This is a genomic window from Rhodanobacter sp. C05 (assembly GCF_002001165.1).
In the GTDB taxonomy this organism is placed as follows: Bacteria; Pseudomonadota; Gammaproteobacteria; order Xanthomonadales; family Rhodanobacteraceae; genus Rhodanobacter.
Window position 1 is genome coordinate 252,768 of sequence record NZ_MUNQ01000012.1, and the last position, 24,565, is coordinate 277,332.

Genomic DNA, 24,565 nt, shown 5'->3' on the forward strand with positions numbered 1-24,565 from the left:
CCGCCCTGCTCCGCACACTACTCTCCGTCAATTCGTCTGTTTCGGCGGTACCGACCATCACAATCGGGCGCCTGATCAAGCTTAGCCTACGCCGCCGACACCTGCCGCCGGGATGTTCCTCACACCATGCCGCTGATCGCCCTCGGGCTCAATCACCTCACCGCGCCGGTCAGCTTGCGCGAGCAGGTGGCGTTCGATGCGGACGCCGCCGGCGAGGCGCTGCTCGAACTGACCCGCGAGCCCGGTGTGGAGGAGGCGATGATCCTTTCCACCTGCAATCGCACCGAACTGTATGTCGGGGTGAGCACTGGTGCCGAGGACATTCCGCAGACATGGCTCAGCCGTCATCATCATCTGACCCCCGGCAAGCTGGACGAGTTCCTGTACCGGCACGATGAACAGGATGCCGTGCGCCACATGTTCCGCGTCGCCACCGGACTGGACTCGATGGTGCTCGGTGAGCCGCAGATCCTCGGCCAGGTGAAGGATGCCTACCAGCAGGCACGCGAAGCACAGGCACTGAAAGCTCCGCTGGACCGCCTGCTGCAGCACACTTTCGCGGTGGCCAAGCGTGTACGCACCGACACCCGCATCGGCGCGCACACGGTATCGGTCGCGTACACCGCAGTAAGACTGGCCGAACAGGTATTCGCCGACTTGCGACAGGCGTGTGTGCTGCTGATCGGTGCCGGCGACACGATCGAGCTGGCCGCACGTCATCTGGCCGAGAAGCAGGCACGCCGGCTGATCGTCGCCAACCGTACCCTGGAAACTGCGCAGGAACTGGCTGGCCGTTATGGTGGCTACGCGATCGCCCTGGCCGACCTGCCGCAGCATCTGGCCGAAGCCGACATCGTGATTTCCTCGACTGCAGCGCGACAGCCAGTCGTGACCCGCGGCATGGTCGAGCATGCGATGGCGACACGCAGGCGCAAACCGATGTTCATGGTCGACATTGCCGTGCCACGCGATATCGAAGCCGCCGTCGGTGAACTGCCCGATGTTTACCTGTATGGCATCGACGACCTGCGTCAGGTGATCGACGACAACCGCCGCTCGCGCGCGGCCGCCGCCCAGGAAGCCGAGGCAATCATCGATCTGCAGGTGGATCGCTACATGGCTTGGCGCCGTGCGCTCACACTGCGCAATCCCGCACTGGACATGCGCCAGCACGCGGAACTCTACCGCGACGAAGTGCTGGACAAGGCCCGTGCCATGCTCGCCCGCGGCAAGCCGGCCGACGAGGCGCTGGCGTTTCTCGCCAACACGTTGACCAACAAGCTGCTGCACCACCCCAGCGCACGCCTGCGCGAGGCGGCGCTGAGCGGCGACCTGGATCTGCTGCACGCGGCCGGGCGGCTGTACGGACTCGATGAAGAGGAAACGGGAAATAGGGACGAGTCACGAAACGGGGATAAATCCCCAAACGGGAACAATTAGCGAGAGCGGCTGGCTGCCGCTAGTCGAGTCCCTGCTGCCGCGGTGAAGCTGCTCCCGCTTCGCCACTCACCCCTCGCCACTTGATCTTTCCTTCCCCAGCCCATGACCCCATCGATCCGCCGCAAGCTCGAAACACTCGCCGAGCGCCACGAGGAAATCGGCCTGCTGCTGTCGCAGCCGGACGTGCTCGCCGACAACACCCGCTTCCGCGAACTCTCGCAGGAATACGCCCAGCTCGAACCGATCGCTGCGTCCTTGCGCGAGCACGACCAGGCCGAGCATGAGCTGGCCGAAACGCGCGCGATGCTGGACGACCCCGAACTGCGCGAGATGGCTGCCGACGACGTATCCCGGCTGCAGCAGCGTCTGCTCGATCTCGATGGCGAGTTGCAGTTGCTGCTGCTGCCGAAGGATCCGCGCGACGAGGCCAACCTGTATCTCGAAGTACGCGCCGGTACCGGTGGCGACGAAGCGGCGATCTTCGCCGGCGACCTGTTCCGCATGTACCTGCGTTACGCCGAAAGCCGGCGCTGGCACGTCGAGGTGCTCAGCGAGCACGCCGGCGAACACGGCGGCTACAAGGAAGTCGTCGCCCGCGTCGAGGGCAACGGTGCGTACTCGCAACTGAAGTTCGAATCCGGCACCCATCGCGTGCAGCGCGTGCCGGAAACCGAATCGCAGGGACGCATCCATACCTCGGCCGCGACCGTGGCGATCCTGCCGGAACTCGACGAGATCGACGAGATCGAGATCAACCCGGCCGATCTGAAAACCGACACATTCCGCGCGTCGGGAGCTGGCGGCCAGCACGTCAACAAGACCGACTCGGCCATCCGCATCACCCACCTGCCCACCGGCACCGTGGTCGAATGCCAGGAAGAGCGCAGCCAGCACAAGAACCGTGCCCGCGCGATGAGCCTGCTCAAGGCGCGCCTGCTCGACGAAGCACAAAGCAAGCAGAATGCCGTCCAGGCCGAATCACGCCGACTGCAGGTCGGATCGGGTGATCGCAGCCAGCGCATCCGTACCTACAACTATCCACAAGGGCGGATCACCGACCACCGCATCAACCTGACCTTGTACCGGCTACCAGAAGTCATGCAGGGCGATCTGCGCGAACTGGTCGACACGCTGACCCGCGAGCATCAGGCCGACCAGCTGCAGGCGCTTGGCGGCGTCTGAACCTAGCCGTCACAGGAGGCTGGGTTACCCTGCAGCCACCTCTCCCGTTATCGTCATTCCGGCGAAGGCCGGAATGACGAGGTTGAGAGGTTTGGAGGCTGGACACTCATGGGCAAGCACTACCGCAAGACGATGAAGCAACTGCAGATCGAGCTGATCAGGCTGCAGCACGGCCTGCGCAGCGGTGGCAAGCGATTGCTGGTGATCTTCGAAGGTCGCGACACCGCTGGCAAGGGCGGCACGATCAAAGCCATTACCGAGAGCCTGGACACGCGCGATTACCGGGTCGCCGCGCTGCTGAAACCGAGCGAGCAGGAAACCACGCAATGGTATTTCCAGCGCTACGTCGCTCACCTGCCCAGTGCGGGCGAGTTCGTGCTGTTCGACCGCAGCTGGTACAACCGCGCGGTGGTGGAACCGGCGATGGGCTTCTGCAGCCAGAAGGAATATGAGGCCTTCCTCGACGCAGTTCCCGCGTTCGAAAAGCTGCTCGCCGACGACGGCATCATCCTGCTCAAGTACTGGCTGGCGGTGGATCAGGCAGAACAGGAAGAGCGCTTCGCCGAGCGTGCCAGCAATCCGCTGAAGCAATGGAAACTCTCGCCGGTCGATCTGGCTGCGCGACAGAAATACGCCGAAATAGGCAAGCTGCGCGACGTGATGATCGAGCGCACGCACACCGTCAGCGCGCCATGGTTCGTGGTTGATTTCAACGACCAGAAGCGCGGTCGCATCAACCTGATCCGGCATCTGCTGCAACAGGTGCCATTCGATGACAAACCGCTCGCCGAGGTGAAACTACCCAAGCTCAAGGGCAAACCGAAAACCGAGCACGTCACCGACAAAGCCGTGCTGGTACCGGATACGTTCTGACCTTCAACCGGTATGGAAACCGCGCAGGCTCTGCTCCGGCAGATCCTCGCGACTTACCCCATCAACCCTTGCCGCTGGTGGCCCCTGCTGCAGCCAGCGCTCCAGCGCATCCAGCGCTTCAGCTTCGCCGCTGGCCAGCACTTCGACACTGCCGTCCGGCCGATTCCTCGCATAACCGGTCAGCCCCAGTCGCAGCGCCTGCTCGCGGGTACTGGCGCGATAGAACACGCCCTGAACCTTGCCACTGACGATGAACCGTGCCGTCGGCATTACTTGCCGTTCATCGCCGCCGAGAGCAGGGCTTCGGTCACCGGACCGACGAACGGTTTGGCCACCTTGCCGTCCGGACCGATCAGCCAGGTGGTCGGCAAGCCGCGCGGTTCGTCAAAATCCTTCACCGGTTTGTCCAGTGGGACCTGGGCAATCGGGTACACCACCGGATGCTTCGCAATGAAGGCCTTGATGTCGGCCGGATCGCTGTCGTCGTACGCCAGCCCGATCGCTGTCACATTCTTGTGCGTGGCGACGAAATGCGAGATGTCCGGCATTTCCTTGATGCATGGCACACACCAGGTCGCCCAGTAATTGACGATTACCCACTTGCCGCGCTGCGCAGCCAGATCGAAGGTCTTGCCGTCCAGCGTGGTGACCTTGAGCGTGGGCTGCAGCGGCATCGCCGCATGCACGGGAGCGGCAAGCACCAGCGCGAAGGCCAGCGCAGCAAACGTTTTGAACAGTGTCATGCAGTTTCCTCGGATTCAATGGATGCCGGCGCCGGAAACGCCTGGTGCAGTCGGGTACCCAACTGGATGTCCAGTGCAGCGGCCACCCTGGCGAGCAGACCGATCAATTCAGCAGGCAGTTCAAGACCCAGCTGCGCCACTTCTTCGGCCGGCTTCAGCGGCAGACGATAACCGGTATGGGCATAGATCCGCAGCAGATCGGTACTGTCGAGACTGCGGCAGAGCAGCCAGCCACCCGTCTCGCCTTGCCGGATCAACTGGGCACGCCGCAGGTCATCGAAATAGGCTGCGATCAAGCCGCTGCGCAGATACGGTTCGCGCATGCGCACGACAACAGGATCCACACAGGTGCCCGCGCGCTGCGCCTCCACGAAATACCGCAGTACCACCATCAGTCCGAGGAACTCCGATCCTTCCGGCAGGATTTTGTCAGGTGCCTGATATTCGAAGGACGAGATCGACGCAGCAATCGACGCCCCCAGGATCACGATGATCCATGACAGGTAGATCCACAGCAGAAAGATCGGCAGTGCCGCCAGTGCGCCATAAATCTGCTGGTAGGTATGCGCGCTGTGCACGAACCAGCGAAAACCCCAGCGCGCGAATTCGAACAGCACAGCGCCGAGCAGCGCACCGATCGTCGCATCACGCTTCGCCACATGCCGGTTCGGCACCACCACATACAGCAGCCACAAGGTGATGAAGGTGACCACGAATGGCAACCCCCGCAGCAGGCGCCCGCCCAGCCCTAGCTGAACCGCTGTGCCCTGAATCATTGGCAGCGCAGTGATGTAGGAACTCACCGCAAGGCCACCGACCACCAGGATCGGCCCCAGCGTCAGAGCGGCCCAATAAAGCAGCAAGCGCGAGACCCATCCGCGTGACCGCTGCACGCGCCATATGCGGTTCAGACGATCCTCGATGCTGACCATCATCGATACGGCACTGAACAGCATCACCAGGATGCTGATGCCTGTGAGCCCGCTGGCATTGCTGGCAAAAACATTCAGCGCGTCCTGCACGTGCCGGCCGGCCGCCGGCACGAAGTTGCGGAACACGAAGTCGAGCAAGATGTCGCGAGCACTCGCAAACACCGGAAACACCGAGAACATTGCAAGTACCGCCACCATCAACGGCACCAGCGACACCAGCGTGGTGTAGGACAGTGCACCGGCCGTCTCGAAGCACTTGTCGTCGACGAAGCGCTGCCAGAGGAAGCGGCTGAAGTTCGACGTGCGGTCGCGATCGTAACGCAAGGCCATGGATATCCCTTCGTGGATTGCCATTCCGCGACAGGCGCGACGGCAATATCGGCGGCATCACTCGTTACACTAGCGCATCGCCACTGAACGCCCCAAATGCATGGACATCCTCGTTCTGTACTACAGCCGCAGCGGCCACACCGCCCAGATGGCACGACTGATTGCCCGCGGCATCGAGGAAGTACCCGGCATGCGCGCGCGCCTGCGTCAGGTGCCGCCGGTGGCTCCAGTGACTGAAGTGGCACAACCGCCCGAGCCAGAGGATGGTGCGCCGTATGTGCAGAAACAGGACCTGCTTGACTGCGTCGGACTCGCCATGGGCAGCCCGACCCGCTTCGGCAACATGGCCGCACCGCTGAAATATTTTCTCGACTCGACCGGCGCCGAATGGGCCAGCGGCGCACTGGTCGGCAAACCCGCCGCGCTGTTCACCTCGACCAGCACGATGCATGGCGGTCAGGAATCCACCCTGCTGACGATGGCACTGCCGCTGCTGCATCACGGCATGCTGCTGCTGGGCGTGCCGTACACCGAGCCGGCACTGACCGCCACCCAGAGCGGTGGTACGCCGTACGGCGCCAGTCATGTCGCCGGCGCCAAGGGCGACAACCCGATCAGCGAGCACGAACGCGAGCTGGCCCGCGCCCTGGGCCGCCGACTCGCCGACACCGCGCGCAAACTGGCGGGCGCCGCATGAGTACACGCGTCGCCCTACCGACGGAACAACGACTGGGGCTGCTCGCCTGGGCCGCGCTGGTCGTGCTGCAGCTGGTCTGGCATGCGTGGCTGTTCCCGCCGCAGACCATCCCGGTATGGCTGGTGCTGGCGATCACGGTGATTCCGCTGCTGCTGCCATTGCTGGCGATCCGCGATCCGCGCCGTGCCCTGCTCTGGGTCGGCATTCTCAGCCTGTTTTATTTCTGCCATGGCATCGCCGAAGGCTGGAGTTCCTCCAGCGAGCGGTGGCTGGCGTTGGTCGAAATCGTGCTGACCGTGTTGCTGATCGGCACTCTGGGTGCGGGTGTGCGGCGGCCGCGTGGGCCTGGAACAACGACGTCGCTTTAAGCTGCAACATCTACTTTCGTTTGACATTGGGGATAACGATGGGTGCGAGACAGTTCGTTGCGGTTGGTTTCAGGCTATTTGCCATCTGGCTCTGTGTGGGCGCTTTTCAACTTTTTGCGATTACTGCGGCTCTCAAGAACATGACCACGACCTGGAGCAATCCTTGGTGGATGGGCGTCCTAATCGTCGGTGTTTGCGTAGGGATGGCACTAATCATTTGGGCGCTAAGCGGAGCGATGGCTCGCGGATTGATGTCAGGCCTTACTAAAGTTCCGGAAGTCAGGTTTTCGCCGTTCGACATCGTGGTCGTCGGTTGCGTTCTGATGGGTTTGTGGTGGCTCAAGGAGTCCATCGTTCCTTTAGTAATTCTTTGGCTGAGAGCAGTCGCCCTTTCATCCGACGCTGGACAGTCTGCTTTCACTTGGCTGGGAGTAGGAGGCAAACTGGCCGCCGCGATGAATTTGATGCAAATCGGGATTGGCTTGTTCTTCGTCTGCCGCCCTTACAGCATCGCCAAGTGGGTACTACGACATGTACCCGTGGTTCCTGATCCGGTAGTCGAGCCATTCGATCTGCTTCTGCAACGTACGAGGGAGTTAGGCGTTCGGCAAGTTGCCAGACCGGACATTGTCGCCAAGCTGGCCAACCTCATCGCTACACATCCAGATGCCTTTGGTCGATTGCCCGAATTGCAGGATTTGTTGCAGTACAAACTTAATCCATCCACACGAAGCACAGCAGCGAAAACGATTGCTTTGATGGGTCCAAAAGCTGCCATACAGGCAAAAACCATAGCTGCGCGGCAACTCCTTGAGGAGGATGTCCCAGAGGTGGTGAAGAACCTCACAATATTGATTGCGTTTGCCGACGAACACCCTGTAGCCAGCTTTACTGGAGCCGCTGCCTCGCCGGCAGAAAATTGACTTGAGGATGGCTCAGGCATGCCGCTCGACGAGGCGAACGACCGTGTTCCACGCGCGTGTAGTGACGGGCTGCCCAAATAATTTCTCTAGAAAGGCGTTCGGGCTCCCGGGAGTGTTGCCGACTTTGCGGCTGAGGCTCAATGCCTCGGTGCCGGTGCTGCGAAATACCTCGACATCGCCTCGCCGGGATTCCAGTGGCAACGCTGGCAGTGCGATGCCCTGCGGCAGGAACGATACGCAACACTCATGGACGCTGCTGCGCTCGACGGAAACAAAAGGATCGAGGGCCACGAGTTCCGCCAGATAGTCGATGGTGCGGATAAACGCCGGCTCCCTGAGCCCGCATGCAACCTGCAATCTCTGGTGCGCCGCAGCGAGCACATTGCGTGGTTCGATACCCGCCGCGACGACGAACGCGATAGTGCCATTGGTGAGGAACGACACGGCGGACTCAGCACCTGCACTCACGAACGCCGCCTCAAATTGTACTTTCGACGGGCAGTTTGGACGTCCCAGGTTGACGTTGCGGAAGAACGCAACGTATTTCATTTCGCCACTCTCACCCGAACACCACCATGCTCTGCCGGCTCAGCGCCACCGGCTCACCGTGCGGCCCCCACAGCATCACGCTCTGGTTGGTGTAGCCGTCGCGGGCAGCGATGAGTTCAGCATCGACGCGCCAGTCGTCCATGCCCAGATCGTCGTAGCGGTCGCGCAGCAGTTCGATCATCCAGGTGAGCGAGCTGCCGGGGGTTGGCGCATCGAACATCGACAGCGCGATCGGCGGAATGAAATCGGCGAAGGCTAGCACGTGGGTTTCGTCGGGCTGGCCGTCGTCGCGCAGGGAAAGCTGCAGCGCGCTGTCACGCTGGTGGCCGCCGCTGAATGGCAGGTCGCCGCGCAGCCAGCGTGCGCGGAAGTGCTGGGTGAAGGCGGGCATCTGGCCTTCGACGTAGCGCAGTTCTTTCGATGTCGCGCCCCTGAAGGGTGGTTGTTCGGGCTGGAAGTCCAGCACCGAGGGACGTGCGCTGCCGAACACGCCGAGCAGCCGGCACAGGGTCTGTTCGCCATCGCACAGGCTGGCCTCGATCTGAATCACGCTGCGCCCCTTGCGCAGGCATTGCGCCCGGATGGTCACGCTGCCGGCGGCCACCGGAGCGATGAAGGTGGTCTGCAGGCTGCGTAGCGGCATGTCCGGCGGCACCAACTCGCGCATGGCACGAAGCGCGAGTGCCGCCTGCAGTCCGCCGAACGCACTGCGGCCCTGCAGCCAGTCGTCGGTGACGGTGGCCTGCCAGCTGTCGCCGTGACGCGTGACGCCCTGCATCGCTTCGGAAAATCGCATCGCTTGACCTGGGTGGATGGAATCGCCCTCGATGATGCCATGCACAGCGTACCCGTACGCACATGCAATCCATCTGGCCCGTTAGCCTTCCAGTGCAGCCAGGACTCCTGGACCTACATCCAGCATCCACTGCGCAGCGCCCGGCGATACCTCAGCCCCATGAGCCGCCTGATTGCAAAGCGCAAGAAGCTCGGCAAGCCCCGAAGCAACCGCAGGTGTAATCGCCTGATTGACCTGCAGCTGACGAAGTAGTTGGCCGGCATCTTGGCGTTGCGTAGCCAAGCCATGCCGTTGTGCAAGCGATACAAGACAGCGCTCGAGCTCGATGCGAAAAGCCACCAGGGCGAGATTCGGATCGGTCGCGGCAAGCTGCCGGATCGCGATGAAAGGTTCAACAGACGCCGGAGCGTGCTGCGATTGTTGTGGCCGATATTGTTGTTGCTGTTGTGGCGGTGCCGCGTCGACGCGTGGCGAATGCTCTGGCTCAGCCACCATGCCTGTCAATTTGTCGGTGATTTCCTTCAGATCCTGCACTTCGATCTTGAAGCCACCGGGCAATTCAACCGACTTGATGACCGGAGCGAGCCAGGGAATGAATGCGATGACCAAGGCAATGATGTAAGTGGTGTCCAGACTGAAGGACGGCCACACAAAATGACCGACGGCGATCAATACGGCCACGGCCGAAATGAGCCAGCGTATCCCGGCGAATTTCATGGGCACGTGCCAGCGAGGACGGCGATGAACATCGTGGCGATATTCCGCATCTCACCGTCTCCTTCGATTCGACTCAAGATGGATTACAAGCGCGGTGCAATCCCTGCAAGCTGACCCGCATCCACGCCACCGCCTGTACGAACGCTCACGGCTTGGGCAGGTATGTCACCTTGTTCTTGAAGTACCACTTGGCATGCAACTGCAACTCTTTTTCCTTCTCGGCCTCGAAATCCGGGTCAGCGGGATCGTGGGCCTGGTTGAACAGTTTCCAGTAGTACTCGGCAGTCTTCCAGTTGAACCAGATCTGCCCGTAGTCCGATCGAGGCTTGGCGACACGGGAACCGACCAGGAGGTCGAGCTCTTCCCTGATCTTCTGCGCAGAGGCATCGTCGAGCTTTTCGGTGGCCTGCGCGTCTTGCAGTTCGCGCGCGAAGAAGAACGATTCCAGATAGGTCGTGCCCAGGCCCGGACTGAAATCCCTCTGCACTTTCCAGGGGTCGGTCGTACCCACCGTACTGACTTTTGCCTGAACTGCTCGATCGTACTTGCCGACCTCGCCCAGGATGGTGGCCTCGGACTGGCGCGCATGGATCTCGTCCTTGATGCCGGCATCGATCTCCTGCGCCAGCGTCTGCCCGGCCGGCGCCGGGGCACCGACGAATGCCGCCGCGTGAGTGGCCTCGTGCGCGATGTTCTGGATGAAGGTGGGCGTGTCGGGAGCGTCGAGGATGATACGATCGCTGCCGGGGTAGCTCGATGCCGAACCATAGGGCTCGAAACGGGACCCGCCGCCCATCGTCACGGTCAGGGAGCGTTTGCCGGCGGCGACCGAGGGCGAGGTCACCACGCCATCCGGACCCACCTTGAGCATGAGGTCGTGGTAAGTCTTGGCAGGACTGGAAGTCTTGAGTGTCCTCGTCACCATGAATGCCGGGTCCAGCGACCAGACGTAGTGCTTGTCCAGGATCGACGCCAAGGCATTGAAGCTCCTCGATTTCACCAGCAACCCTACCGCGCTGTCCTCTACGGCATGCGTGCTGGTGAAATCCTCCAGCGCCTTGCCAAATCCCCCGCTCGACACTTTGAGGAACTGCACCGACGGCCCGCCGCGAGCGGTCGAAACTTGCGCATTTCCGCCGAGTGCCACGCGCATGCCCGTCTGTTCGGCCTCGCTTTCCAATGCGCCCGCACCCGACCCGCTTTCCGACACCGAGCCTTCCCGCTGCTGGACGACATGGGCAAGTTCATGGGCAAGCAACCAGCGGCCGGGAATGGTATCCGGCTGGTATTGCCCCGCCCCGAATACCACGTCATGCCCGGTCGAATATGCCATCGCACCTTCCGCCGCAGCCGACGCCTGCGCGGCCGCATCCACATGCAACCGCACTTTGGAAAAGTCGTTACCAAAGCGTGGCTCCATGTACGCGCGCATCGATGCATCCAGCGCCTGTCCTGGCGAGCGCAGAGCTGCCTGCATCGTGGGTGACATTGCCGCACGCACATCGCGTGGTGTGTCGTCCGCATGCTGCAGTGGCAATCCGGACCTACGCGCTGTGCGTTCCGCTTCCGGCTGCATCGATGCTGCTGCAACATGCACGGGTATCTCGGTCAAATCGCGTCCGCGACTTTGCGATATGGAAAACTCGGCAGCGCGCGTCTGGCAGCGATCAACCGACTGCTGCTCTGTCGCGACTGGCCGGACAAAGCCTGAGGGTTTCGGTTGGGTCTGGTGCTGATTCGGCACGAAAGTCTGCATGCTCGATCTCCTGTCCCAGGACAGCGGTATTGCACAACGCGTGAGGCAAGCGTGGAATAGCCGGAATTTGCATCCGTACTTTAAACCCATTGACCCTCGGGAATCAGCCTGCTGGGAACCTTCGCCCCGGGCGCGTTGGACGGGTCGCTCATGCTTATACTCGGCACCTGACTCCGAATGAAGAGCGTCATGTATTTCCTGCAGGATCCGCCGCATCTGTCCCATCCGTATCGCGGCGACCGTTTGTTGCTGGCCCTGCTCGAGCGCGCGCTGCCCGCCGTCTGCCGTGCCGCACTGGACGATGATCTCGATGCGCTGGGTGATTACGCACAGATGGCATGGCGTCGCACCTGCACGACGACGCGACGCAAACCGGTACTGACGCAATGGGATGCGTGGGGGCAGCGCGTCGATCGAATCGAGTTGACTACCGCATGGCAGGAAGGCGCGCAGCTCACCACGCAACATGCGGTGCTTGCCGCCGGTCACGGCAAAAACGAGCATGCGCGGCTGGAAGAGTTTGCCCGCGTCTATCTGTATCACGTTGCCAGCGAATTCTATACCTGCCCGTTGGCGATGACCGACGGCGCGGCCACGGCGATCAGGGCGTCCGGCAATCGCGAGCTGATCGAGCGCGCGCTGCCGCATTTCCTCAGTCGCGACGCTTCGACGTTCTGGCTCAGCGGCCAGTGGATGACCGAGAACACCGGCGGCTCGGATGTCGGCAACACCGAGACGATCGCGAGGCAGGATGCCGACGGCCGGTGGCGTCTGTACGGGCGCAAGTGGTTCAGCTCGGCGGTGGTCGGTGAAGCCGCTCTGGCGCTGGCACGACCGGAAGGCGCAGGGACAGGCACGGCGGCGCTGGCACTGTTCTATGTCGAGACGATGGACAGCCAGCGGCGCAAGCCTGAGCTTGTGATCGACCGGCTGAAGGACAAGCTTGGCACGCACGAGCTGCCCACCGCGGAAATCCATCTGGAGGGCCTGCCCGCGTGGCCGCTCGGCGAGCTCGCCCATGGCGTGCGCCAGGTGGCACCGATGCTCAACGTGACCCGCACCTGGAACGCGATCTGTGCGATCGCCAGCATGGCGCGCGCGATCAGCCTGGCGTGCGATTACGCCACGCGGCGGCAGGCGTTTGGACGTCCGTTGATCGAACAGCCGCTGCATGCACAGACGTTGGCCGACATGCAGGCCGAATTCGAGGGTGCATTTGCACTCGCGTTCGAAGTTGCGCATCTGCTTGGCCGGGTCGAACACGGTGCTGCCGCACCGCATGAGGCAGCGTTACTGCGCTTGCTCACGCCGTTGGCCAAGCTCTGGACCGGCAAGCTGGCGGTGAAACTTTGCTCCGAAGCACTGGAATGTTTCGGTGGCGCCGGCTACATCGAAGACACCGGGCTGCCCCAGCTTCTGCGCGACGCTCAGGTGTATGCGATCTGGGAAGGCACCACCAACGTGCTGTCGCTGGACAGCCTGCGTGCGCTGGCCGGCGACACCTTCGCCGCACTGCGCACGGCAGTCCACGACTGGTCAGCCAGCGCCGATGATGCCTCGGCGATCGGCACCATCGTTGCAACTTTGGACGCAGCTGCCGCGCATCTCGACGCGCATGGTTCGAACCGCGATTCGCTCGAAGCCGGTGCACGCGGTCTCGCCTTGACGCTGGCCCGTTGTGCGAGTGCCGCCCTGCTGGTGCGCCAGGCGACCTGGTCGAGCCGTCATGGCGATTCGCGTCCAGCAGCGGCGCTGCAACGCTTTGTCAGCCACGGCCTCAACCGGCTGATTGCACCCGACGCCAACAACACCGCCTTGTTGCTGGGTTAGTCACCCTCCTTGCAAAGATGGCTGCATCCGCGATGCCCTTCTGCATCTCGCCTGCGCATCACGGCCGAAGCCGCTATTACGAACCCAACCCGGGCTAAAATGCCCCGTCCCCTTCTTCGGCCAACCCACATGCAGCATCTGACCATCGTCACCACCGGCGGCACCATCGACAAGATCTACTTCGACGACAAGTCGGACTACAAGATCGGTGCGCCGCAGATCGGCGAGATCCTCGGCCAGCTCGGCGTGGCGTTCCAGTTCGACGTGATTCCGATCCTGCGCAAGGACAGCCTCCACATGGGCGCCGAGGACCGCGCACTGGTGCGCTCCACGATCGAGGCACAACCGCATCGCCACGTGCTGGTCACCCACGGCACCGACACCATGGTCGAAACCGCGCGCGAGCTGGCGAACATCCAGGGCAAGGTGATCGTGCTGACCGGCGCGCTGAATCCGGCGCGCTTCCAGGGCTCCGATGCCGTGTTCAATATCGGCTGCGCGGTCGCCGCGGTTCAGACCCTGCCCGATGGCGTCTACATCACCATGAACGGGCGCGTGTGGGATCCGGCCAAGGTACGCAAGAACCGTGATGCGAACCGCTTCGAGGAAACCGCCGGCTGATCATGTATCCACGTTGAGCAACTCCCACTATCGACTGAAAAAGGAAGGCCCGGTCACTGCGACCGGGCCTTCTCTTTTGCGGTCATTTACTCATGAAGACGAATCATTCCTGATCCGCCACAGGACTTACCAGGTCGCCTTCAACGACACGCCGGAGAACGCCGAATAGCCACGCAGTTTGATGTAGTACGTGGCGGCTGCGGGTGCATTGAACGTGCAGGTTTCCGCGTTGCCGCTCAGATACGGACGGCAGTCGTAGCTGCTGGTGGTCGGCGCAGAGCCCTTCTTGACGTAGAGATCCGCGTCGCCCGTGCCGCCCGAGCTGGCAATCGTCAGCATGGTGCGGCCCGCCGGGATCGTCACGGTGTAGCTCAGTTCCTGGTTCGCGGAACCCGCCTGCCCGGTCACCGGCACGCCGTTCTGCAAACCGCTGCCACCGCCCCCGGTGCTGTAGCTGGCCGTGAGTGACACACCCGAGAAGGTGCTGTAACCGGTCACGTTGACGAAGTAGACGCCGGCCTGCGGCGCAGCGACCGTACAGCTCTCGTTGTTGCCCGACTGGTACGGACGGCAGTCGTAACTGCTGCTGGTCGGTGCCGAACCGAACTTGGTGTAGAGATCGGCGTCGCCGGTGCCGCCTGACATGGTGAACACCAGATTGGTGGCACCCGCCGGCACGGTGATCTTGTAGGCAAGAGTCTGGCTCGCGCTCCCGGAGATGCCGGTCACCGGTGTGCCGTTCTGCAGATCGGTGGTGGTGCCACCACCGCCTCCACCGCCGCCACCCGGGCAGGTCACGCCGACACCACTGAATGCCGTCGCCACGTCGCTGGCGCTGTAACCCAGATCGGTGGCCGCCGACTGCACACCGCAGGCGCCGGAGTTGAACGTCGAGGTTGCCGTCCAATACGACTTGTTGGCCAGCGCATAGACCTGGAACGCCTTCTTGACGTTCCAGCCACTGGTCTTGGCCAGCAGGCAGAACGACTTGTTGTAGACGCCGCTGGTGTAATGCACGTCGAGGCTGGACTTGTAGTTGGCTGCGTTGTCGATCGAGCCGCCGTCCTGCGGTGGATTGCACATGTAGCGCAGTGCGTTGCCGATACCGGCGCTGGTCTTGACGATATCCGCACCGACCAGGAAATCGGCGGCGCCACGGTCGTAGTATTCGGCCGCTTCGCCGGCGATATCCGAATACGCCTCGTTCATGCCGCCGGACTGGCCGGTGTATTCCAGGCCCGAGTTCTGCTCGGTATAACCGTGGCTGATCTCATGGCTGGTCACGTCCAGCGACACCAGCGGATAGAACGTGCTGGCGCCATCGCCGAAGTACATCGCGGTGCCATCCCAGAACGCATTCTCGTAGTTCGACTTGTAATGCACCTTCATCACCAGCTGCATGTTCAGCGGCGCAGCACCGGTGTAGGCGGTGTACATGTCGTGTACCACGCCGCCGAAGTGGTGCGCGTCGTTGACCGGCGAATAGGCACCGTTGATCGCATCGGTATTGCTGGTCGGACAGGTGAAGCTGACCACCGAGCCACCGCTGCTGGCCTGTTTCAGGTTGTAGGTCTTGACGTTGGTATTGACCAGCGTGCAGGTGGTGCCCGACTGGGTCACGTCGAGCGCGGCGTAGTCGGTGCCATAGGTATATTTGCCGGTCTTGGTGTTGCCGCCGGGGCCATTGGCGGAAGCATCGGTCAGGCCATCCCAGCTCTTGATCACTTCACTGGTATTGGCATCGACGATCGCGGTCGGCCGGCTCGGATTCGCGCCATTGACGAAGTAGGAAACGCGATAGACCAGTCGGGTCGGGCCGTTGTCCTGCGGATACACGAACAGATCGGCCTGCTGGTTCTGCAACGTCGCACCGCCGACCAGCATGGTATGCACATGTCCCTTCAGCGCCATGATGGCCTTGTCGGAAGTCAGTTTCGGCACGACCGACAGCTGGTCGATCTGTGTGTCCTGCAACAGTTCACCGGAAGCACGCAGCGCATTGCCCTGCGCATCCTGCACCACGGCGATGCTGCGCCCATACACGGGCACGCCGCGGAACAGCTGCTGGTGACGCACGACCTTCTGGCCGCCGGCGATGGCCACCGAACTGCGTGGCGCCAGCGACATGTTCTGGTCGAGATTCAGGCGAGCCGCCAGCGAGCTGGCCGGCACCGCACCGAGATTCTGCGCGTGCAGGGTCTGGGTGGTGGCGGCCGTGGTGGCCGAGGCGGTAGCCATGCCGATCGCGGCCACCAAGAGTTTGAGACGGAAGTGATTGGGCATTCCAAAGCTCCTAGACAAAATCGGGGACAAACGGGCCCGATGCGGCCACGTGGACCCCATGCAAGAATTGCCGTGCAGAACACGGCTCCATATTCGTCAGCTGTCTAGCGATCCCAAAATACGTCCGGACTCGGCTGCCTTCCCCCTGGCACTCCATGCAGGGGCAACACGTGGACGCGTAGCTGCAAGACGGCCATCACGCCGCCAAAGGATCATCCGTCAACCTCTCCGATGACGGATCGAGATACGATATTTCTTGCGAATGCCTGGCGCAACACGACTTTTTCCTACGCCAAATGACGCCGATCACAGCCCGCGGCATTCCGCCACAGACCCAGCCGAACAAGTCATGTCAAGGAAAACAATCCGCATAGGCATTTCGAACCGGTGCTGGCGGCTACATGTTTTTGCGCCATGGCGTCCACCCGAAGCCTGCCAGCCCGAAAAATATTGCGTCAACTCATGCCGGCATCACGCCAGTACGACCGACTTCAGAGCATGCCGGTTTCCAGCTTGGCCGCGTCGGACATCATCGAGTGGCTCCACGGCGGATCGAACACCAGATCCACATCCGCCTCGGTAACCGTGGGAATCATCTCCAGCTTGGTACGCGCGTCGTCGACCAGGATATCGCCCATGCCACAGCCGGGTGCGGTCAGCGTCAACTTCACGTAGACCTTGCGTTCGCCCGATTCAGTCTGCTCAAGGCTGAGGTCGTAGACCAGACCCAGCTCGACCACATTGACCGGGATTTCCGGGTCGAACACGGTGCGCAGCTGATCCCACGCCAGTTTCTCCACATCCGCATCGGTGGCGTCGGCAGCCACCTCGATCGGCGCGGGCGGTTCCTTGCCCAGCGCATCGGCATCCTTGCCTGCAATGCGGAACAGGTTGCCTTCCACGTACACGGTAAAGCTGCCACCCAGCGCTTGCGTGATGTAGCCGATCTGGCCTGCCGGCAGGCTCACCACGTCACCCTGCGGCACCATCACGGCCGCGCAATCGCGCAACAGGGTGAAAGGTTCACTGCTCAGACTGAAACCACTCATGCCACTCGCCAATCCGTATCTGCGGGTGCGACCGTACGTCGAACCCAGGTTGTCTATTATGCCGCCCGCCGACCGCGCCCGCTTGTCCAAGATCAGGTCGGAACCATTGAAGTCAAGGATTGACGCTGCATGTGCGCCGCGGCCACCGACCTGATGCAAGTTATGATGGCCGCTTTGCCCGATGGACAAATGCATGTTCCCAGCCTCCCTGCCCTGCAGTCGCCGATGAGCGCGCGCGCGCTGTTGCTGTTCGTGTTTACCCTCTTCATCACAACCATGCTGGGGTTGGCTGCTGGCGCTACATGGATGGTCGTGACGCTGTACCTGGGCCGTCCGATGCCGTGGCTGGCACTGCTGTTCGGTGCATTGCTGGCCTGGACGATACGAAATGGAGTACGGCCGCCGGGCATCGCTGCCGCACTGCTGGCAGCCTTCGCCACCGCGCTGGCAACGGTCTACGTCAATATGCTGATCGCCGCCGTGCAGATCGCCGGCAACATGGGCATGGGCCTGATCGAGGCACTGCGCACGGCCGGCATCGAGATGCTGTGGCAACTGGCGCGACTGGCACTGACGCCGGCCGACATCGGCTGGGCTACGTTGGCCATGCTGCTGGCGGCATGCCTGGGCTGGCGTGCGCCGCGCAAACGCGAACGCGTCGACTCAGTCAACCGTTGACTCAGGTTTCCAGCGTCTTCAGCTCGGTCACCAGCTGCCCGGCGGCAGCCTGACCGTCGCCGTAAAGCATGCGGGCATTGTCGGCATAGAACAGCGCATTCTCGATGCCGGCAAAGCCGGTACCCTTGCCGCGCTTGACCACAATCACGTGCTTCGCATTGCTGACATCGAGGATCGGCATGCCGAAGATCGGCGAGGCCGGATCGGTCTTTGCCAGCGGGTTGACCACATCGTTGGCACCGATCACCAGCGCCACGTCGGTGGTCGGAAACTCGGGATTGATGTCGTCCATGTCGGCAATCAGGTCGTACGGCACACCGGCCTCGGCAAGCAGCACGTTCATGTGGCCCGGCATGCGGCCGGCGACCGGGTGTATCGCGAACTTCACCTTCACGCCGCGCTCGATCAGCAGTTTGGCGAACTCCCACACCTTGTGCTGTGCCTGCGCCACCGCCATGCCATAGCCGGGCACGATCACCACGCGCTCGGCATAGGCCATCATCACCGCCGCATCGGCCGCGTCGATCGGTTTTTGCGCACCCTCGATCGCCTGCGCCTCGCCAGCGGCGGCTCCGAAGCTGCCGAACAGCACGTTGCCGATCGAGCGGTTCATCGCCTTGGCCATCAGCTGGGTCAGCAGCGTACCGGCCGCACCCACCACGGTGCCGGCGATGATCATTGCCTCGTTGCCCAGCACGAAACCTTCCAGCGCCACCGCCAGTCCGGTGAACGCGTTGTACAGCGAGATCACCACCGGCATGTCGGCGCCACCGATCGGCAGCGTCATCATCAGTCCGAACAGCAATGCCAGGACAAAGAACGCCGCGATCAGCGGCAGGCTGGCATGCCCGCTCGCCAGCAGGATGCCGATCACCACCGCCGCGGCCAGCAACAGCATGTTGACCGCGCGCTGGGCCGGAAACACGAAACGCTTGTCCAGCCAGCCCTGCAGCTTGGCGAACGCGATCAGCGAGCCGGAGAAACTCACCGCGCCGATCAGCGCACCGAACACGCCCAGCACCAGTTCGACCGGGGACAAGGTGACCACGGCCGGCACCGGCGTCAACGCGTTGATCGCCCAGCTTTCGGGACGCAGTGGCGAGGTATCCGGAATGCCTGGCGGATGCAGTAGCGCCAGCCTGCGCACATAGCCGATCAGCTCGACCGCACCGATCGCCGCCGCCGCACCGCCGCCCATGCCGTTGTACAGCGCCACCATCTGCGGCATGGCGGTCATCGCCACGCGCCGGCCGCTCCACCAGGCCGCACTGACGCCGATCAGCACCGCCGCGATGATCAGACCGAGGTTCTTCATGTCCGGCAGGAAGAACGTGGCGAGCACCGCCAGCAACATGCCGTAGCCCGCCCACACGATGCCGCCGCGCGCGGTGCGTGGCGAACTCATGCGTTTCAGGCCCAGGATGAACAGCAGCGCGGCGAGGAAATAACAGGCCTTGATCAAGGTCGGCAGCCAGCTCATCAGTGGGCTCCCTTGCCGGCATCCGGCTTGCTGGACTTGAACATCTCCAGCATCCGCTCGGTCACCACATAGCCGCCCGCGGCGTTGCCGGCCCCCAGCAGGACGCCAATGAAGCCGATCGTGATCTCGAACGACGTCTGCGCATGCCCTAGCGCAATCATCGCCCCAACCAGCACAATGCCGTGCACGAAGTTGGAACCGGACATCAGTGGTGTGTGCAGGATCACCGGCACCCGCGCGATGATTTCATACCCGGTGAATGCGGCCAGCATGAAGATATACAGCGCCAGGAAACCGTCGATCATGACCCCACCCCGCCAGGACTCAGTTGTTCCTGCATCATACGGGAACCTCGAAAAACTTCGAGGCTCCCATGCGGACCACGGCAGAGTCGCCGCCACCAGCTCGAAAAATCGCCCGGGTGGCGGTTTTTCTAGGTTCGGATACTTGTGCCAGTCAACCCAGGCAGGTCTGCCGCGTTGATCACGGGAACCGAACCGATGGAGCCCGACGATGCGTCACCCGACGATGCGGATGCGGCGGCCATGATCAGCGCAATCGGCACGCTCGATACGGACCTGCTGAGCGACATACGTGAAACGCCCGCCACGCTGGATGCGTTCCTGACCCAGGTGGAACGCCGTGCGTTCCGCATGGCCGAGCTGCAGCTGCGCCAGCGCGAAGACGCCATGGACGCTGTACAGGACGCCATGTTGCGACTGGTCAAGCATTACCGCGACAAACCCGCGACGGAGTGGGCGCCGCTGTTCTGGGGCATCCTGCGCCGGCGCATCGTCGATCTGCAGCGCCGGCGCAAGGTGCGCTCGATCGTGGTGGGCTGGCTCGGTGGCGGTCGCGACGACGATGGCGACGAGCTGCCCGCCTGGGAACCCGCCGACCAGGGCCCAGGCCCGCTCGACCGGTTGCATGACGCGCAATCGTATGCCGACATGGCCACTGCAGTGAGGCAGCTGCCGCAACGCCAGCGCGAGGCATTCATGCTGCGCATGCTGGAAGGGCTGGACGTGGCGGAAACCGCGTTGGCCATGGGCTGCTCCGAAGGCAGCGTGAAAACCCATCTGTCGCGCGCGATGCACCATCTGCGCGATCAACTGGAGGATTGGCGATGACTACGCCTGACAATCGGCCTGACAAGCCATTTGAACAACGTGCCCGCGAGCTTTATCTCGAGGCCGCCCAGCGCATCGACCCAGCCACCATCGGCCGTCTGCGTGCGGCGCGACGGCGGGCACTGACGACCGCCCAGGCACCACGGCACCATACCGCCCGCTGGCTGATTCCAACCGGCGCGTTCGCGGCCATCGCCCTGGCCACATTGATGGTATGGCAGCCGTTGCCGCACCGCACACCGAGCCCGGCGACCCAGGTAGCCAACGCCACGGACGCGGGCACCGATCTCGACAACGAACTGCCGCCCGACGCCGACAAGACCGACCCGAACCTCTACCAGAATCTCGACTTCTACGGCTGGCTGGCTGCCAACAACAGCCAGCCGGCAAACCGCTGAGCCATGACCCGACACCTTCGCTCCGTCCTGCCCCTGCTGTTCGCTGCGCTGCTCGGTGGCGTCATCACTGCGCCCCTGCGTGCGCAGGAGATGCCACCACCACCGCGTGACATGCCGCCACCGCCGCCGCGCCCGTGGAGCAGTCTCGATCCGGCGCAGCGCGAGGTGCTGGCACCGCTGCGACAACAGTGGAACACGCTGCCACCGCGCCGGCAGGAGCGCATGCTGCAGCGGGCCGAGCACTGGGCCACCCTGCCGCCGGAAAGGCGCGCACAGATCCGCGAGCGTATTACCCAATGGCAGCAGATGACACCGGAACAGCGCCGGCAGGCACGCGCAAACGAGCAGAAGTTCCACGAACTCTCCCCCGCACAGCGCGAACAGCTGCATGCCACGTTCGAGCGTTTCCAGCAGCTGCCACCGCAGCAGCGCGAGCGACTCATGAAGGAATGGCAGAATCTGCCACCCGCGCAACGTCAGCGCTGGATGCATCCACCGGGCCACCCTGGCATGCCGCCTCCACCGGGGCACATGCCACCACCGCCTGATGGAGCTTGATTCAGCCGCCCGCCTTGCGCGGGTGGTTTGCTTTTCAGGCGCTGAAACGTGCCTCGCCAGCGTGACTCAGGCAGCTCTTCGCGACCAGCTCGTCGGCAAAATCCGGCTGCAACACGCCGTCGCGAACCAGCAGTTCGATGAAATTGAACACGTTGCGCGCGTACATTTCCGAGGCATGCAGCGGCGTGCCGGCCGGCAGGTTGAGTGGACCGAGGATCGTCACCCCGCCATGCTCGACCCGCTCGCCCGGCCGGGTCAGTTCGCAGTTGCCGCCGCCCTCGGCGGCCAGGTCGACGATCAGCGCGCCTGGCTTCATGCCGTCGACCATCGCCGCGCTGAGAATTTTCGGTGCAGGTCGCCCCGGTACCGCCGCGGTGGTGACGATCACGTCGATCGATTTCAGATGCTCGGCCAGCGCCTGCTGCTGGGCCGCACGCTCCTCGGCTGACAGCTCGCGCGCATAACCGCCACTGCCAGCCGCACTCACGCCGAGGTCGAGAAACTTCGCACCGAGCGATTCCACCTGCTCGCGGGTCTCCGGACGCACGTCGTAGCCCTCGGTCTGCGCACCGAGCCGGCGCGCGGTGGCAATCGCCTGCAGGCCGGCGACGCCGGCACCTATTACCAGCACCTTCGACGGGCGGATCGTGCCGGCGGCGGTGGTCAGCATCGGGAAGAATTTCGGCGAGGCTTCTGCGGCTATCAACATCGCGCGATAACCGGCCACCGCCGCCTGCGAGCTCAGCACGTCCATCGCCTGCGCACGCGTGGTGCGCGGCAGCAGTTCCAGTGAGAACGCAGTGAGCCTGTGTGCGGTCAGCGCAGCAACGCGCTCGGCTGCGCCATACGGCCGCAGCTGACCGACCACCACGCTTCCTTCGCGCAGCCCGGAGAAAACCGCATCATCGGGCGGCAGCACGCAGGTCAGCACGTCGGCCTGCGCCAGCACGCCGGCGGCATCGGCAAACTCGACCTCGGCATAGGCACCATCGGGAAAGCCGGCGGCGCGACCCGCGTCGTGCTCCAGCAGGACACGCAGGCCTTTGCCTCGCAGTTTCTTCGCCATCTCGGGCGTGATTGCCACACGCCGTTCCCCGGCGGCGGTCTCACGCAAAGCGGCTACGGTGATCGGCATGGTGCAATCCCCTTCGAATGGTTCGGACATCTTAGCGGTACTTCAAGAAGCTTTGATCCGGACAAGCCCGAAAGAGTAAGCTGGCCCGCCGGCACACGTGGCTCACGTCGCCCGGGGTCATCGCCGGAGATCCCGATGCCCGCAGAACCCAACACTTTCGATGACTTGCTGGCGCTGGCGCGCAGTGCGCGCGAACAAGCCTATGCGCCGTATTCACGTTTCCAGGTCGGCGCGGCGCTGCTGACCCGCGACGGCCGCCAGTTCCAAGGCTGCAATGTGGAGAACGCCGCCTACGGCCTGTGCAACTGCGCCGAACGCACTGCGCTGTTCAGCGCGATCGCGGCCGGCTGCCAGCCCGGCAACTTCGCTGCGCTGGCGGTGATCGCCGATACGGACGGCCCGGTCAGCCCCTGCGGCGCCTGCCGCCAGGTCATGTCAGAACTGTGCAATGACGCCATGCCGGTGTTGCTGACCAACTTGCGAGGCGACATGCAGGAAACCACCGTGGCGGCATTGCTGCCCGGCTCGTTCAAGCTCCCGCAGACAGCCTGACTGTTCGCGTGCTGTCGGACAGCCGGTTAGCATGAGCGTCCTTGCATCATCGAGTTCGTCCATGTCTGCCGCCCTTTCCCTGCTCCAGCAACGCCATTCCGTGCCCTCACGCCAGCTGGGCGAGCCGGCACCGGACGAGGCGACCCTGCAGGCACTGCTCGAAGCGGCGATCCGCGTGCCCGATCACGGCAAGCTGGTGCCGTTCCGGCTGATCCGCATGCAGGGTGACGCGAAATTGCATTTCGGCGAGCAGCTGACGGCGATCGCGAGCCGCAACAATCCCGACATGTCCGAGGCCAAGCTCGAGAAGGAGCGCCTGCGCTATACCTTCGCACCGCTGGTGCTGGTCGTGGTGGCGCGGGTCGACTCCGACAGCAACGTGCCGGAGATCGAACAGAAGCTGTGCGCCGGCAACGTCGCCTACAACATCCTGCTCGGCGCCTATGCGCTGGGCTTCGGCGCGCAATGGCTGACCGGCTGGGCCGCCTATGACGGCGAGGTGGCGGCGATCCTCGGCTTGGCGGAGCACGAACACATCGTCGGTTTCGTGCATCTGGGCACGCCGCAGATCGACGTGCCCGATCGCGATCGCCCGGCGCTGGCCGACCTGCTCAGCACCTGGGCACCATGAGCACGTCGGCAAACGGACGTCCAGCCGTCCACCTGGTCGACGGCAGCCTGTACGTGTTCCGCGCCTGGCATTCAATGCCGGACGAGTTCTTCGATGCGGACGGCCATCCGGTCAACGCGGTGCACGGCTATACCCGCTTCCTGTGCGAACTGCTGGAACGGGCCCAGCCCGAGCACATCGCGGTGGCGTTCGATGCCTCGCTGACCAGCTCGTTCCGCAACGCGATCTATCCACCCTACAAGGCCAACCGCGAACTGCCTCCACCCGATCTGGAACGGCAGTTCATGCAGTGTCGTGCGATCACCGAAGCACTCGGTGTACACCTGATGATCGACCACAGCTTCGAGGCCGACGACCTGATCGGCAGCACGGTGTGGAACCTGCGTGCCGCGGGCTGGCGCAGCGTGATCGTCTCCGCCGACAAGGACTTCGGCCAGCTGCTGGGCGAGCACGACGAACAGTGGGACTACGCGCGCGGCCTGCGCTGGGGGCCAGCCGGCGTACATGAGAAGCTCGGCGTGCACCCGCACCAGGTGGCCGACTATCTTGCCCTGTGCGGCGACGCGGTGGACAACATCCCCGGCGTACCCGGCATCGGTGCGAAGACCGCCGCCGCCCTGCTCAGCCATTTCGGCAGCCTGGACACCCTGCTCGACCGCATCGACGAAGTGGCCTTTCTGCGCCTGCGCGGCGCGGCGACCTGCGCCGCGAAACTGCGCGAACACGCCGAGCAGGCCCGGTTGTACCGTCGACTCACCCGGATCGCACTGGATGCACCAGGTGCAACGACAATCGACACGCTGCTGCGTCGGCAACAGGGACCCGATCAACTCGACAACCTGTGCGAACACCTGCGCTTCGGTGCGTTCACCCGCAGCCGCCTGCGCGCCCTGCTGCGCTGAACCGGACAGACC

At 63.5% G+C, this 24,565-nt stretch carries 27 protein-coding genes; 15 read left to right on the forward strand and 12 right to left on the reverse strand.

Annotated elements, in window-relative coordinates:
* Window positions 1-126: 126 nt before the first annotated feature.
* The 3 genes from hemA (at window position 127) to ppk2 (ending at window position 3,495) form a co-directional block, all read left to right on the forward strand.
* Complete coding sequence (gene hemA, locus B0E51_RS12545; RefSeq protein WP_077445219.1) at window positions 127-1,440, forward strand: glutamyl-tRNA reductase; 1,314 nt, start codon at window positions 127-129, stop codon at window positions 1,438-1,440.
* A 102-nt stretch (window positions 1,441-1,542) separates the two neighbouring features.
* Window positions 1,543-2,622: a peptide chain release factor 1 gene (prfA, locus tag B0E51_RS12550; protein ID WP_077445220.1), complete on the forward strand. Its 1,080-nt coding sequence runs from the start codon at window positions 1,543-1,545 to the stop codon at window positions 2,620-2,622.
* 108 nt (window positions 2,623-2,730) lie between these two features.
* Window positions 2,731-3,495, forward strand: coding sequence for a polyphosphate kinase 2 (gene ppk2 / locus B0E51_RS12555; protein WP_077445221.1), 765 nt, complete (start codon window positions 2,731-2,733; stop codon window positions 3,493-3,495).
* Between the two features lie 3 nt (window positions 3,496-3,498).
* Here ppk2 and B0E51_RS12560 read toward each other — a convergent pair whose 3' ends face one another.
* Genes B0E51_RS12560 through B0E51_RS12570 form a run of 3 tightly spaced genes read right to left on the reverse strand, consistent with a single transcriptional unit; the run spans window position 3,499 to window position 5,500 of the window.
* Window positions 3,499-3,765 (reverse strand): acylphosphatase, encoded by a 267-nt coding sequence (locus B0E51_RS12560; protein ID WP_077445222.1) that lies wholly within the window; start codon window positions 3,763-3,765, stop codon window positions 3,499-3,501.
* Complete coding sequence (locus B0E51_RS12565) at window positions 3,765-4,238, reverse strand: TlpA disulfide reductase family protein (protein WP_077445223.1); 474 nt, start codon at window positions 4,236-4,238, stop codon at window positions 3,765-3,767. Before B0E51_RS12565 ends, B0E51_RS12560 begins: the two co-directional genes overlap by 1 nt.
* On the reverse strand, window positions 4,235-5,500 hold the full coding sequence (locus B0E51_RS12570; RefSeq protein WP_077445224.1) for a YihY family inner membrane protein: 1,266 nt from the start codon (window positions 5,498-5,500) through the stop codon (window positions 4,235-4,237). The genes B0E51_RS12565 and B0E51_RS12570 overlap by 4 nt, the downstream gene beginning before the upstream one ends.
* Window positions 5,501-5,600: 100 nt before the next feature.
* On the opposite strand from B0E51_RS12570, the gene wrbA reads away from it, so the two are divergent.
* Genes wrbA through B0E51_RS12585 form a run of 3 tightly spaced genes read left to right on the forward strand, consistent with a single transcriptional unit; the run spans window position 5,601 to window position 7,488 of the window.
* Complete coding sequence (gene wrbA / locus B0E51_RS12575) at window positions 5,601-6,197, forward strand: NAD(P)H:quinone oxidoreductase (protein ID WP_077445225.1); 597 nt, start codon at window positions 5,601-5,603, stop codon at window positions 6,195-6,197.
* Window positions 6,194-6,565, forward strand: coding sequence for a DUF2069 domain-containing protein (locus B0E51_RS12580; RefSeq protein WP_077445226.1), 372 nt, complete (start codon window positions 6,194-6,196; stop codon window positions 6,563-6,565). Before wrbA ends, B0E51_RS12580 begins: the two co-directional genes overlap by 4 nt.
* A gap of 38 nt (window positions 6,566-6,603) precedes the next feature.
* The gene (locus tag B0E51_RS12585) at window positions 6,604-7,488 is read left to right on the forward strand and encodes a hypothetical protein (RefSeq protein ID WP_077445227.1); all 885 of its coding nucleotides are present in this window, start codon (window positions 6,604-6,606) and stop codon (window positions 7,486-7,488) included.
* A 12-nt stretch (window positions 7,489-7,500) separates the two neighbouring features.
* Here B0E51_RS12585 and B0E51_RS12590 read toward each other — a convergent pair whose 3' ends face one another.
* From B0E51_RS12590 to B0E51_RS12605, 4 genes are all read right to left on the reverse strand, one after another.
* Window positions 7,501-8,037 carry a DUF1697 domain-containing protein gene (locus B0E51_RS12590; protein WP_077445228.1) on the reverse strand — a complete coding sequence of 179 codons (537 nt, stop codon included), beginning with the start codon at window positions 8,035-8,037 and terminating at the stop codon, window positions 7,501-7,503.
* A 10-nt stretch (window positions 8,038-8,047) separates the two neighbouring features.
* A complete protein-coding gene (locus B0E51_RS12595; protein WP_077445278.1) occupies window positions 8,048-8,833 on the reverse strand; it encodes a thioesterase family protein in 786 nt (261 codons plus the stop codon).
* Window positions 8,834-8,914: 81 nt separating this feature from the next.
* Entirely contained in the window at window positions 8,915-9,550 is a 636-nt protein-coding gene (locus B0E51_RS12600) for a hypothetical protein (protein WP_077445229.1), read from the reverse strand.
* Window positions 9,551-9,695: 145 nt separating this feature from the next.
* Complete coding sequence (locus B0E51_RS12605) at window positions 9,696-10,982, reverse strand: DUF4157 domain-containing protein (RefSeq protein WP_168172635.1); 1,287 nt, start codon at window positions 10,980-10,982, stop codon at window positions 9,696-9,698.
* Between the two features lie 513 nt (window positions 10,983-11,495).
* On the opposite strand from B0E51_RS12605, the gene B0E51_RS12610 reads away from it, so the two are divergent.
* On the forward strand, window positions 11,496-13,136 hold the full coding sequence (locus B0E51_RS12610) for an acyl-CoA dehydrogenase family protein (RefSeq protein ID WP_077445280.1): 1,641 nt from the start codon (window positions 11,496-11,498) through the stop codon (window positions 13,134-13,136).
* A 129-nt stretch (window positions 13,137-13,265) separates the two neighbouring features.
* The gene (locus B0E51_RS12615; protein ID WP_077445230.1) at window positions 13,266-13,757 is read left to right on the forward strand and encodes an asparaginase domain-containing protein; all 492 of its coding nucleotides are present in this window, start codon (window positions 13,266-13,268) and stop codon (window positions 13,755-13,757) included.
* Between the two features lie 126 nt (window positions 13,758-13,883).
* On the opposite strand, the gene B0E51_RS12620 is transcribed toward B0E51_RS12615, so the two are convergent.
* Together B0E51_RS12620 and sufT are read right to left on the reverse strand one after the other, a co-directional pair.
* Window positions 13,884-16,040, reverse strand: coding sequence for a pre-peptidase C-terminal domain-containing protein (locus tag B0E51_RS12620; RefSeq protein ID WP_077445231.1), 2,157 nt, complete (start codon window positions 16,038-16,040; stop codon window positions 13,884-13,886).
* Between the two features lie 491 nt (window positions 16,041-16,531).
* Window positions 16,532-17,089 (reverse strand): putative Fe-S cluster assembly protein SufT, encoded by a 558-nt coding sequence (gene sufT, locus B0E51_RS12625; protein WP_077445281.1) that lies wholly within the window; start codon window positions 17,087-17,089, stop codon window positions 16,532-16,534.
* A 189-nt stretch (window positions 17,090-17,278) separates the two neighbouring features.
* On the opposite strand from sufT, the gene B0E51_RS12630 reads away from it, so the two are divergent.
* Window positions 17,279-17,767, forward strand: a complete 489-nt coding sequence (locus B0E51_RS12630; RefSeq protein WP_254424513.1) for a hypothetical protein — start codon at window positions 17,279-17,281, stop codon at window positions 17,765-17,767.
* Between the two features lies 1 nt (window position 17,768).
* Here B0E51_RS12630 and B0E51_RS12635 read toward each other — a convergent pair whose 3' ends face one another.
* Both B0E51_RS12635 and B0E51_RS12640 read right to left on the reverse strand, forming a co-directional pair.
* Window positions 17,769-19,247 carry an NAD(P)(+) transhydrogenase (Re/Si-specific) subunit beta gene (locus tag B0E51_RS12635; protein ID WP_077445233.1) on the reverse strand — a complete coding sequence of 493 codons (1,479 nt, stop codon included), beginning with the start codon at window positions 19,245-19,247 and terminating at the stop codon, window positions 17,769-17,771.
* Complete coding sequence (locus B0E51_RS12640) at window positions 19,247-19,552, reverse strand: NAD(P) transhydrogenase subunit alpha (RefSeq protein ID WP_077445234.1); 306 nt, start codon at window positions 19,550-19,552, stop codon at window positions 19,247-19,249. Before B0E51_RS12640 ends, B0E51_RS12635 begins: the two co-directional genes overlap by 1 nt.
* 240 nt (window positions 19,553-19,792) lie before the next feature.
* On the opposite strand from B0E51_RS12640, the gene B0E51_RS12645 reads away from it, so the two are divergent.
* From B0E51_RS12645 to B0E51_RS12655, 3 genes are read left to right on the forward strand one after another with little or no spacing between them, the layout of a single operon-like run.
* The gene (locus B0E51_RS12645) at window positions 19,793-20,377 is read left to right on the forward strand and encodes an RNA polymerase sigma factor (RefSeq protein WP_077445282.1); all 585 of its coding nucleotides are present in this window, start codon (window positions 19,793-19,795) and stop codon (window positions 20,375-20,377) included.
* On the forward strand, window positions 20,374-20,775 hold the full coding sequence (locus B0E51_RS12650) for a hypothetical protein (protein WP_077445235.1): 402 nt from the start codon (window positions 20,374-20,376) through the stop codon (window positions 20,773-20,775). The genes B0E51_RS12645 and B0E51_RS12650 overlap by 4 nt, the downstream gene beginning before the upstream one ends.
* 3 nt (window positions 20,776-20,778) lie before the next feature.
* On the forward strand, window positions 20,779-21,333 hold the full coding sequence (locus B0E51_RS12655; RefSeq protein WP_077445236.1) for a DUF3106 domain-containing protein: 555 nt from the start codon (window positions 20,779-20,781) through the stop codon (window positions 21,331-21,333).
* A 34-nt stretch (window positions 21,334-21,367) separates the two neighbouring features.
* On the opposite strand, the gene B0E51_RS12660 is transcribed toward B0E51_RS12655, so the two are convergent.
* A complete protein-coding gene (locus B0E51_RS12660) occupies window positions 21,368-22,468 on the reverse strand; it encodes an NAD(P) transhydrogenase subunit alpha (RefSeq protein WP_077445283.1) in 1,101 nt (366 codons plus the stop codon).
* Between the two features lie 135 nt (window positions 22,469-22,603).
* Between B0E51_RS12660 and cdd the strand changes: the two genes are divergently transcribed.
* The 3 genes from cdd (at window position 22,604) to B0E51_RS12675 (ending at window position 24,553) form a co-directional block, all read left to right on the forward strand.
* Complete coding sequence (gene cdd / locus B0E51_RS12665) at window positions 22,604-23,020, forward strand: cytidine deaminase (protein WP_077445237.1); 417 nt, start codon at window positions 22,604-22,606, stop codon at window positions 23,018-23,020.
* 61 nt (window positions 23,021-23,081) lie between these two features.
* A complete protein-coding gene (locus tag B0E51_RS12670; RefSeq protein WP_077445238.1) occupies window positions 23,082-23,651 on the forward strand; it encodes a nitroreductase in 570 nt (189 codons plus the stop codon).
* Entirely contained in the window at window positions 23,648-24,553 is a 906-nt protein-coding gene (locus B0E51_RS12675; protein WP_077445239.1) for a 5'-3' exonuclease H3TH domain-containing protein, read from the forward strand. Before B0E51_RS12670 ends, B0E51_RS12675 begins: the two co-directional genes overlap by 4 nt.
* Window positions 24,554-24,565: the final 12 nt, after the last annotated feature.